This window comes from Parabacteroides sp. APC149_11_2_Y6 (assembly GCF_054506995.1).
The window spans coordinates 3,686,774-3,697,972 of the sequence record NZ_CP173709.1 but is presented as its reverse complement, the minus strand read 5'-3'; the positions used below and the strand labels follow the sequence as shown (position 1 = coordinate 3,697,972).

Below are 11,199 nucleotides of genomic sequence, written 5' to 3'. Positions count from 1 at the left end.
TGCTGTTCTTAATACAAACAAAGAATCATGTGCAAGGTATTTTTGTACCTTTGCCACCATATTTAAAACGTTTTACAAGAATGAAGAAGTTAAAAGTAATCCCTCTTGTTGCTATCGGGATGGTTGCAATGACCGGTTGTGGTAGTGGTCCTGCGAAGGATACTACTGAAAAAATGAATGATGCTATCAATTTAGCTAACCTGGATACAACAATTGCTCCCGGAACCGATTTTTACCAGTATGCTTGTGGAGGCTGGATGAAAAATAATCCGCTGAAACCGGAATATGCCCGTTTCGGAACATTTGACCAATTGCGGGATAATAACCTTCAACAAATTCGTACACTTGTTGAAGAGTTGGGTACCACTTCTCCGGAAGATGGAAGTAATGCACAAAAAATCAGTATGCTGTATACTATCGGATTGGATAGTGAAAAACTGAATGCGGAGGGCTTTAATCCGATAAAGGAACAACTGAATGATATTAGAGAACTGGCCACTAAGGAAGAATTATCTAAAATGGTAGCTACCCTTCATAAAGAGGGAATGGCTCCATTCTTTGCTTTGTTTGTGGATGCTGACGAAAAAAACAGCTCCATGAATATTGTGCAGCTATACCAGGCAGGACTGGGTATGGGAGACCGCGATTATTATCTGTTGCAAGATGATGCCTCCAAGCAAATGCGTCAGGCATACCGGGGATATATTACCCGCCTTTTCACTCTGACCGGTTGTTCTCCAGAGCAGGCTGAAGCTGCAGTGAATGCTGTGATGAAGATAGAAAAAGGTATTGCTGCGGCTTCTTTCAGTCGTGAAGACCTGCGTGATTCACAGAAAAATTATAATAAGATTACGGTTCGCGATTTCAAGGTAAATAATAGTTTGTTGAATTGGGACGTATATTTTGAAAGCATGGGTTTGATGGAAATCGAATATCTGGATGCCAAGCAGCTTCCTTTTTATGAAGGAGTGGCGCGCATGTTGGAAGGAACGACTCTTGATGAACAAAAATATTACCTCTCTTTTAATCTGTTGTCTGCTGCAGCACTTTACCTGAGTGATGCGTTTGTCTCTGCTAATTTTGATTTCTATGGTAAGACGATGTCCGGAAAACAGGAACAACAACCTCGTTGGAAACGTTCGCTGGCAACTGTAAATGAAGCTTTGTCGGAAGCAGTCGGTCAATTTTATGTGGAGAAATACTTCCCGGCATCATCTAAAGATAAAATGTTGAAGATGGTAGCCGATTTACAAAAAGCATTGGGCGACCGTATTGCAGGATTGGAATGGATGAGCGATGCCACTAAGGCGAAAGCGCAGGAAAAACTTTCTGCTTTTATTGTTAAAATCGGTTATCCGGATACATGGCGTGATTACAGTACGTTGGATATCAAGAATGATTCCTATTGGGATAATGTACGTCGTGCAAATATATTTGATTCGGAATATCGATTGAGTCAGGTAGGTAAACCTGTAGATAAGGCACGTTGGGGAATGAGTCCGCAGACAGTAAATGCCTATTACAATCCGACAACCAACGAAATCTGTTTTCCTGCTGCAATTCTGCAACCGCCGTTCTTTAACCCGGAAGCAGACGATGCTGTGAATTATGGGGCTATCGGTGTGGTAATCGGTCATGAAATGACACATGGATTCGATGATCAGGGACGTAATTATGACAAAGATGGTAATCTGAGAGATTGGTGGACAGAAGAAGATGCAGCCTTGTTTGAACAGCGTGCAAACCGCTTGGTTCAGCAATATGATAATATAATTGTAGTAGACAGTGTACATGCAAACGGCCGTTATACCCTTGGTGAGAATATAGCTGACCAGGGAGGCTTGATGGTTGCCCATTTGGCTTATCTGAATAGTTTACAAGGCAAGGAAGTACCTGCTCCGATACAAGGATTTACAAATGAACAGCGTTTTTATCTCGGATATGCTACTTTATGGGGGCAGAATGTCCGTCCGGAAGAAATTCTCCGTTTGACGAAAATTGATCCGCACTCTTTGGGTAAGTGGCGTGTGAATGCAGCACTTCGTAATATTGATGCTTTTTACACGGCATTTAATATACAGGAAGGTGATCCGATGTATATGCTGCCGGCAGACCGGGTGGTAATATGGTGATTTAATCCGGTCACTACAAGTACCAAATGATAATAGACAGTTGATAATTGGTTGTAGGCAATTATCAACTGTCTATTTTTTTGAACAATCTTTCGGATAATTTTTTTATATTTATGGCAATTTATACCACATGTCAGTATTGCTGGGATAGCTATAGACGGATAAATGGGAAATGTCATAACTAAAAAATAAAATCTTTATGTTTTCAGAGCTAAGTTTTAAACAGATTACCAGTGCATTTATCGTACTGTTTGCCGTGATTGATATAATAGGTTCCATCCCCATTATTATTAATTTGAAAAGGCAAGGGAAGGGTGTGAATGCTTTGAAAGCCACCATTATTTCTTTTTTGCTCTTGCTTGGTTTCTTTGTTGCCGGAGACGTATTGCTAAAACTGTTTCATGTCGATATTGAATCGTTTGCTGTAGCTGGTGCACTTATTATTTTCCTGCTTGCCCTGGAAATGATTCTTGATATTGAAATCTTCAAAAATACAGGCCCTATAAAAGAAGCGACTCTTGTTCCGCTTGTTTTTCCTTTACTTGCCGGAGCGGGTTCATTTACAACCTTACTTTCTTTGAGAGCGGAGTATGCCAGTGTGAATATAATTATTGCATTGGTATTGAATATGCTTTGGGTTTATATCGTTGTCCGTATGACCGGCAAGATAGAAAAAGTGCTTGGCAAAGGAGGCATTTACATTATACGTAAATTTTTCGGTATTATCCTCCTTGCCATTTCCGTCAGGTTGTTTACCGTCAATATCACATCGTTGTTGGAACAATTAGGCAAATAGAAGTGCTACTGTATGAATATGTATTTTATGATGAACAATACGGCAAGTATATACATTGTCAAGTTGATCTCATGCCGCTTTCCTGTACATAATTTGATAAGGACAAAAGAAAGCAATCCTAAAACCAGACCGTCCGCAATCGAGTAGGTCAGCAACATCATGATAATTGTAATGAAGGCGGGAAGCGCCTCAGAAATATCTTCCAAATCTATTTTGGAGATAGAGTCCAACATAAAGACTCCTACCAGAACTAATGCGCCGGATGTTGCTGCTGCCGGTATTAAAAGGAATATCGGAGAGAAAAACAACGCCAGGATGAATAATAATCCCGTGATCATAGATGTAAATCCCGAACGTCCTCCCTCCGCAACCCCGGAAGCACTTTCCACATAAGTAGTAATTGTGGAACTACCCAACATCGCCCCGACAGTTGTTCCGATAGCATCAGACATCATGGCTTCTTTCACACGGGGAATATTTCCTTTTTCATCAATAATATCCGTTTTGAGTGCTAATCCTACTAAAGTACCCAGCGTATCAAAAATATTGATAAATAATAAGGTAAATATCAGGATTGCCATATCAAATGTGAAAAACTCCGAGAAGTCGAATTGCATAAATGTCGGAGCTATGGAGTGCGGAACAGATACAGGAACAAAACTTTCCGGTATTTGAGTAACACCAATCGGAATGCCGATAAGCGTACAGATCAGGATGCTGTAGAATAAAGCGCCTTTCACTTTCTTTATTACAAGTATGCCACTAAGGATGATGCCGATCATGGCAAGTACGGAATCCGGGTCAAAGTCTCCGAGTGTTACGAGAGTTGCCGGGTGGTCTTCAATGATGCCTGCTTGCTTCAATCCCACGAAAGCGATGAACATGCCGATTCCTGCAGAGGTGGCATAACGTAGATTTTGTGGAATACTTTCCAATATGATTTCGCGGATATTTAAAAAGGTTATCAGTATAAAAATTACCCCTTCTACAAACATGGCAGCCATAGCGGTTTGCCATGAATAGCCCATGCCTTGTACTAAAGTAAACGCGAAAAAAGCATTCAATGCCATGCTTGGAGCTTGTGCGAATGGTAATTTTGCCATAAAAGCAAGCAGGAGAGTGGCTATTGCAGAAGCTAATGCTGTAGCCGTAAACACTGCCCCTTTATCCATTCCTGTCATAGAGAGGATAGTAGGATTTACAGCAAGTATATAACTCATCGTAAGGAAAGTAGTAACCCCGGCTATTACTTCCGTACGGTAATTCATTGTTTGTTTATTGAATCCTAACAGTTTTTGTATCATGTTTTTGTATTAATCGAACGACCATTTGATTGCGGCAGTCGGGATAACATAAAGCCCGTTTTGGAAAGCAAAGTTATGACTTATTTTGACCTCACTTCCGATGCTTAACTTAAATTTGTCGTCTATACCCTTAATCTTGTTTAAGTTTACCCAAAATTGAGGTTCCGAAAGAAAAATGAAGTTTCCATGTGGATTTTTTTCTCGCCACCAATCTGCAAATCCACTGAATGTACAAAGGCCGTTTTTGGCAAAATGGATGTACCAAGTAGCAGTCAACTGGAAATTGTTCGGGCTTTCATGTTTTTGAATATACTTGTACATCGGGGTGAAAGTGAATCCTTTTGTGAAATTTTTATTATTGTACGTAAAGGTAATGCCTCCAAGATATGCATTATTCATTTGTCCACCGCTGGTAATACCCCCATTGTACTCTATGTGTGCTGAAAATGGAGGTTTCCAGAAACGCAGTTCACGTGAAATTTCCCAATAGGCAAGGTCTACTCCTTTACTGTTATAATTCATATCTACAAAGAAATAAGTGCTGCCCCATTTATCAGGTTTAAACATCTCGACAGTAGAGGTGAAAACAGGGCGTTCCTTTAAATCATTATTATAAAATAAATTACCGAAATCGTAATGCAATTGTACATTTTGGGCTTTGATACCAAATAATATAAAAAAGAGGAAGATAAGAATGGCATACTTTCTCATTTTAACTGATTTTTTTATTGAATTATTTTTAAAAGTACAAAAGTACTATATAATTTATTTGTAGCAAATAGGCTTGTAACGAGTAGAACACGTGTTTTTCCTGGTTCAGAAACTTTCTTTAGTTAAGAAAAGGAATATAATATATCACGGAATAAATATAAAAATTAAGAATTGGCTTTTTCTTATTCTGTCTTCTTTCTTGCTTTGATAATCAAAATATAAAAACTTATTATTGTGTGTTCTAATACTTTTCTAATTTAAAATATCTGCATTTATTTTAAACAATATCAAACTTTCTTCTGTTATACACCAGTAAAATCTTTAGGCCTTATTAACCCTGATTTATTAATTATAAAATTTTAAAAACCAACGATTGAGACAGATGTCATGAAAAAACGAAAGTTCTGTTATGCCAATGGAAAAATAGGAAGAATACCACTGTTTATTGGCCTTTTTTGTTTATCAGCGAATTTTTATGGAGTAAGTAATGTTAGAGAACCTTTGCATGCCAATGTGCAGCAGCAACATAAGACCGTGCGAGGTATTGTTATCGATAATTTGGGTGAACCCGTTATCGGAGCTAATGTTGTGGAAAAAGGAACGACCAATGGAACTATCACGGATGTGAACGGTTCTTTTTCTCTGGAGGTATCCCCAAAAGCGATATTGGAATTTTCATTTATCGGTTATATCACTCAGGATATTCCGGTAAAAGGGAATGAAATCAATGTTACCTTGAAGGAAGATACGCAAACCCTGGAAGAAGTGGTAGTCACGGGATTTGGTTTGGCGCAGAAAAAAGCGACTTTGACCGGTGCAATTTCTTCTGTGGGTGCCGATGAGTTATCTCATTCTGTTGCGTCAACAGCATCGACTGCATTAGCGGGTAAAATTGCCGGTATTAATTTCCGGCAGTCGGACGGCCGTCCGGGAGCATCTACCAGTTTACAAATCCGTAACATGGGTACGCCATTGTATGTAATAGACGGTACGATTATGGATGAGGGGCAATTTAATAATATCGATTTCAACGATATAGAAACTATCTCTATTCTGAAAGATGCCTCTGCAGCTATTTATGGTGTGCGTGCAGCAAATGGTGTCGTGGTTGTAAATACCAAGAAAGGAAAGCGGAATACTAAAAATACAGTAGGATTAAATATGTATTATGGCTGGCAGAGCCCTACTAAATTTGCCAAACCAGCCGATGCAATGACTTATATAAGTCATTATGTACAGTCGCAGACTGTACAGGGGCAACCTTATACGTACGATAAAGCCGCATATGCCAAATGGGAACAGGGTACGGAGAAAGGATATGTACCGTTTGACTGGTATGATTATATATGGAAAACGTCTCCACAGTATTACGTAAGTGCAAATGTTTCTGGTGGTTCGGACAAGGTGAACTATTATTTTTCAGTAGGACATTTGAATCAGGATGCTATTATCCAGAATTATGGAGGTTTCCGTCGAACGAATGCACAGATGAATATTGAAGCCCAGATTAATAAACGTTTTAAGGTAGGTGCTTCTATGAACGGGCGTATTGAAACCCGCGTTAATCCGGGAGTACCGGGTGAAGATGATTATTGGACGGCTATTTTTGCCACGTATCGTAACCTTCCTACCAAACGTCCGTTTGCCAATGATAATCCCAATTATCCGCAGATGACTTCGACGGACAAATCTACGAATTTTGCTATTCTTAATTATGACCGCTCTGGTAAATATCAGGAAGACTGGCGGGTTATCCAATTAAATGCCAATGCGGAATATGAGGTAATAGACGGATTGAAGATTAAAGCTTTGGTTGGTTATTTTCTGGCGAATCAGAATCTGAATAATCATGAATATACTTATAAATTATACAAGTATGATGAAAAAACGGATACCTATTCGGAAGATACGCCGAACTGTAACTGGAATCCGTGGCGTGAACGCCGTGTAGGGTACAATCAGGAGGTAACTTCAAATATCCAGGCTTCATACAATAAGAAAATAGAAAAACATACGCTTGCGGCAATTGTAGGTATGGAGGCTTCAAAACGTATAACTCCATCCTCCTGGTTACATAGTATTCCTGTGTCCAACTCCATTAATTTGATTGATTTTGAAACTATGGATACGTATAACGACCGGGGAGATAATCCGGAAGCCCGTATCGGTTATCTGGGACGTGTAAATTATGACTATGACAATAAATACCTGCTGGAATTGTCTGCCCGTTATGATGGTTCGTGGAAGTTTCCTCCTCATCATCGGTGGGGATTCTTTCCTTCTGCTTCTGCCGGATGGCGTATCTCGGAAGAAACATTCTTTCGTGACAGTAAGATTTCCGGAGTTCTTGAAGACTTAAAGATTAGAGCCTCCTATGGATTGGTGGGTGATGATAATGTAAGTGGTTATTCTGCTTTCGATTATTTAGGCGGATATACCTATAAAAACGGCGGTTCCGTAATAGACGGGCAATATGTTATTGGTTCTGTTGCACGTGGAATTCCTGTAAGGACTCTATCATGGATTAAAGCAAGAATTCTCGATGTAGGGTTTGATGCGGCATTTTTACATAATCGTCTGACTGCGACTTTCGATTATTTCCGTCGTGTTCGTACAGGCTTGCCGGCATCCCGCTATGATGTGCTGATTCCTTCGGAAGTAGGTTTCTCCTTACCGAAAGAAAATTTGGAGTCTGATGTACATACAGGTATCGATTTATCGGTGCGTTGGACCGATCATGTGGATGATTTCCGTTATTCGGTGGGAGGAAATATGACCTATGCACGCCGTTATCTTTGGGATCGCTATAAACCTCGCTACAGTAATTCATGGGATAAATACCGAAATACAAATGAGCACCGTTTCGACCAGATTTACTGGGGATATAAATCAGACGGACAGTTCCAGAGTTGGGAAGAAATAGCCAACTGGACTATCAATAATGACGGACACGGTAATACGACATTGCGTCCGGGAGATATAAAATACCAGGATATAAACGGGGATGGTGTGATTAATGATTTGGATAAACGTCCGATAGGTTATAGTACCAGTGGCGATTTCAATCCGATATTGAGTTACGGACTGAACTTCTCTGCCTCCTGGAAGGGTTTTGATATGAGTATGGACTTTACCGGTTCGGCATTGTCTTCTTATTTTCCGAATTATGAAAATAAGTTACCGTTCCACGACGGAGGGAACTCTCCCCAATATATGATGGACGATTCCTGGCATCTTGCAGATATCTGGGATGCAAACAGTGAACTGATACCGGGCAAATATCCAATGTTTCTTCTGGGTAATAGCTCGCACAGTAATTATTGGGACAGCGATTTCTGGGTAAAGAAAGTCCGTTATATCAAACTGAAAAATTTTGAAATCGGTTATAACCTGCCGCGTACATGGCTCGAAAAAGCATGGATGCAAAGTTGCCGTGTGTATGTGGCCGGGCAGAATCTGTTTACACTTTCCAACATTCCGGGTACAGACCCTGAAGTAATTAAGGATTCCGGTCTGGTTACCCCGACTACACGTATTATTAATATTGGTTTAAATGTTAGATTTTAAAGGAAGATGAAAATAAAATATCTATTAACCTTCACAATACTATTTGCTCTGTCGCTGAGCAGTTGCGGAAATTTCCTGGATCAGGACCCGGATAATATTCTGGATGATGAACAGGTATTTAATGACGAAGTAATGATTAAGTCCCTTCTTGCCAATTTCTACGGACGTATGGAAGGCAAATCGTGGGGGCAACGGATTAAAGATGGCGACGGTTCGTATTCGATGACCATTCTGGATGATGCAGCCAAATGCGACGGCGGACCGGATACACGTACCTCTTTCGAAGATGACCGTTGGCGTGTTTACGATTATACTTTTATCCGAAACCTGAACCAATTTTTGAAAGGTGTACGGGGAACCAAAGTATTATCCGATGCCAATCAGAAGGAATTGGTTGGAGAAGCCCGTTTTATCCGTGCATGGGTATATTTCTGTATGGGAAGAGGCCTGGGAGGTATGCCGATTATCGGTGATGAAATCTATGATTATGAGAATGGTGCGGATATATCCAAAATGCAGGTGGCCCGTTCTACGGAAGCAGGTTTGTATGATTATGTAATTAAAGAATGTACGGAAATAGCTAATGACTTGCCTTTGAAACCGACAATCAACGGAGCACGTGCCACAAAATGGGCGGCCCTGATGCTGAAAGCACGTGCCGCTGTGTATGCCGGTTCCCTGGCTAACTATAATAGTAAGCTGCCTACGCCGGTGGCAACTCCGGGTAATGAAGTCGGCATACCGGCAGATAAGGCACAAGGTTATTATCAGACAGCTCTTCAAACAGCTAAAGACGTAATAAGTAGTGGTGCTTATGCATTGGTGACAGATGCGAATAATCCGGGTAAAGCTTTTTATAATGCCGTATCCGTGAAAAATGCGAATACGGAAGTTATCTGGGCGTGCGATTATAAATATCCGGGAAAGGTGGTTGAGTTTACCAAACTAAATATTCCCAAATCGCATGCGGAAGATATTGATAATAGTTACGGAGGTCCTATCTTAAATCTTGTGGAAGCCTTTGAACATATAAACGACCGTGATGGATCTATCCGGATTAAAGATGCTAACGGAAATTATATATTCTATGACCAACCGGAAGATGCGTTTGCCGATAAGGATGGTCGCTTGTGGGGTACTGTAATCTGTCCCGGAACTGATTTTAAAGGAGCTAAAGTAGAACTGCAAGCCGGTCAGTTGGTTAAAAAGGATGGTAACTGGGAAAAACTGGTAGCTGCAACTCCGGGTGAAAAAGATAAGGACGGGAAAGTGATTACTGCCCTGAACGGTCCTGCTGCAACAAATAACCAGTATGTAAACAAAACCGGTTTCTTCTATCGTAAGTTTATGGACGAAACGGCTATGGCTTCTACCCGTGGACGTGGTTCTGAAATGTGGTGGCCTTACTTCCGTCTTGCCGAAGCATACCTGATAGTTTGTGAAGCGGCCTTTGAGTTGGGTGATAATACAACAGCGGTAAATCATATCAACGAAATCCGTAAACGTGCCGGCATACAGGAACTGAATGCGGTAACTCTGGATGATATTATTCGCGAGAAGCGTGTGGAATTTGCCTTTGAAGACCATCGTTACTGGGATATGAAACGTTGGCGCAAAGCCCATCAGGTATGGAATGGCGTACAAGATGATGCGAATGCACAGCAATGGGCTTTGTATCCTTATAAGGTAAATGCTCCGGGCGATCCGAATGACGGCAAGTGGGTATTTGAAAAACGCCAGGTGAACACGGAGCCTTATCCCCGTCATTTTGAAATGAAGAATTATTACAATTTTGTCGATTTGAATTGGGTGAACAATAATCCGAAGTTTGTGAAGAACCCATACCAGTAATTAAAAACCATGCATAGAACAATGAAAATCATATCTATATTCTGTTTTAGCCTGCTGTGTACTGCTTTTATCACAAGTTGCGGGCTCGATAACTATGACGAACCCAAATCCACCCTTCAGGGAAAGGTCACTTATAACGGGCAGGCGATAGGTGTAAGAGGCACCTCCGAGGCTGTCCAGTTACAGCTTTACCAGGATGGTTACGAGAAACGCGACCCGATACCTGTTTATCTCGGACAGGACGGGACGTATAAAGCCTCTCTTTTCAACGGTCAATATAAATTAATAACCAAATCCGGTAATGGGCCGTGGCAAAACCGGAAAGACACGCTTCTTGTGGATGTGAGTGGTACTACCACTTGTGATGTTTCGGTTACTCCCTATTTTTTACTTACCAAAGAGTCGGTATCTCTTAATGGAAATAGGGTGGATGCATCGGCTACGCTTGAAAAGGTCGTTGCTTCTTCAACCGCATCCAGCCTGCTTTTATTGGTAGGCAAAACGGCCTTTGTGGATGAAGGTACGTATATAGCTCGTCAAGAAATAAAGAATCCGGAAGCAGGAACGGTTTCTTTATCCCTCGATTTGAAGGATAATAAGGAGGTGGCATCTGCTAAAATACTGTATGCCCGTATCGGGGTGAAGGCCGCCGAAGCCGACCAGTACATCTATACTCCTGTTATCAAAATAAGGTAAGAGTTTTTTGATCCTGTTTTTATTTGTTATTCATGTTATACCAGTGCTTTATTTATTTCACTGCTGTGATATGAATAACAAATAATATTTTCCATAGAATACCGGTACTTAAGAGCTTATAGGCACTTATTCTTTCCTTCTT

General features: G+C 40.7%; 7 protein-coding genes. 5 read left to right on the top strand and 2 right to left on the bottom strand.

Features of this window, described 5'->3' with window-relative positions; genetic code table 11:
• Window positions 1-80 precede the first annotated feature (80 nt).
• On the top strand, window positions 81-2,132 hold the full coding sequence (locus tag ACGE0T_RS15350; protein WP_459187487.1) for a M13 family metallopeptidase: 2,052 nt from the start codon (window positions 81-83) through the stop codon (window positions 2,130-2,132).
• Window positions 2,133-2,331: 199 nt separating this feature from the next.
• Window positions 2,332-2,928, top strand: coding sequence for a MarC family protein (locus ACGE0T_RS15345; RefSeq protein ID WP_459187486.1), 597 nt, complete (start codon window positions 2,332-2,334; stop codon window positions 2,926-2,928).
• 5 nt (window positions 2,929-2,933) lie between these two features.
• Here ACGE0T_RS15345 and ACGE0T_RS15340 read toward each other — a convergent pair whose 3' ends face one another.
• Together ACGE0T_RS15340 and ACGE0T_RS15335 are read right to left on the bottom strand one after the other, a co-directional pair.
• Window positions 2,934-4,232, bottom strand: coding sequence for an NCS2 family permease (locus tag ACGE0T_RS15340; protein ID WP_459187485.1), 1,299 nt, complete (start codon window positions 4,230-4,232; stop codon window positions 2,934-2,936).
• Between the two features lie 9 nt (window positions 4,233-4,241).
• Entirely contained in the window at window positions 4,242-4,943 is a 702-nt protein-coding gene (locus ACGE0T_RS15335; RefSeq protein ID WP_459187484.1) for a nucleoside-specific channel-forming Tsx family protein, read from the bottom strand.
• Between the two features lie 387 nt (window positions 4,944-5,330).
• On the opposite strand from ACGE0T_RS15335, the gene ACGE0T_RS15330 reads away from it, so the two are divergent.
• Genes ACGE0T_RS15330 through ACGE0T_RS15320 form a run of 3 tightly spaced genes read left to right on the top strand, consistent with a single transcriptional unit; the run spans window position 5,331 to window position 11,057 of the window.
• Window positions 5,331-8,510 (top strand): SusC/RagA family TonB-linked outer membrane protein, encoded by a 3,180-nt coding sequence (locus ACGE0T_RS15330; RefSeq protein ID WP_459187483.1) that lies wholly within the window; start codon window positions 5,331-5,333, stop codon window positions 8,508-8,510.
• Between the two features lie 6 nt (window positions 8,511-8,516).
• The gene (locus ACGE0T_RS15325; RefSeq protein ID WP_459187482.1) at window positions 8,517-10,361 is read left to right on the top strand and encodes a RagB/SusD family nutrient uptake outer membrane protein; all 1,845 of its coding nucleotides are present in this window, start codon (window positions 8,517-8,519) and stop codon (window positions 10,359-10,361) included.
• A 21-nt stretch (window positions 10,362-10,382) separates the two neighbouring features.
• Complete coding sequence (locus tag ACGE0T_RS15320) at window positions 10,383-11,057, top strand: DUF3823 domain-containing protein (RefSeq protein ID WP_459187481.1); 675 nt, start codon at window positions 10,383-10,385, stop codon at window positions 11,055-11,057.
• Window positions 11,058-11,199: the final 142 nt, after the last annotated feature.

Bases quoted from the DNA above. Each gene is read 5' to 3' on its own strand.
- ACGE0T_RS15350 (WP_459187487.1), top strand. From the start codon at position 81: ATGAAGAAGTTAAAAGTAATCCCTCTTGTTGCTATCGGGATGGTTGCA.
- ACGE0T_RS15345 (WP_459187486.1), top strand. From the start codon at position 2,332: ATGTTTTCAGAGCTAAGTTTTAAACAGATTACCAGTGCATTTATCGTA.
- ACGE0T_RS15340 (WP_459187485.1), bottom strand. From the start codon at position 4,232: ATGATACAAAAACTGTTAGGATTCAATAAACAAACAATGAATTACCGT.
- ACGE0T_RS15335 (WP_459187484.1), bottom strand. From the start codon at position 4,943: ATGAGAAAGTATGCCATTCTTATCTTCCTCTTTTTTATATTATTTGGT.
- ACGE0T_RS15330 (WP_459187483.1), top strand. From the start codon at position 5,331: ATGAAAAAACGAAAGTTCTGTTATGCCAATGGAAAAATAGGAAGAATA.
- ACGE0T_RS15325 (WP_459187482.1), top strand. From the start codon at position 8,517: ATGAAAATAAAATATCTATTAACCTTCACAATACTATTTGCTCTGTCG.
- ACGE0T_RS15320 (WP_459187481.1), top strand. From the start codon at position 10,383: ATGAAAATCATATCTATATTCTGTTTTAGCCTGCTGTGTACTGCTTTT.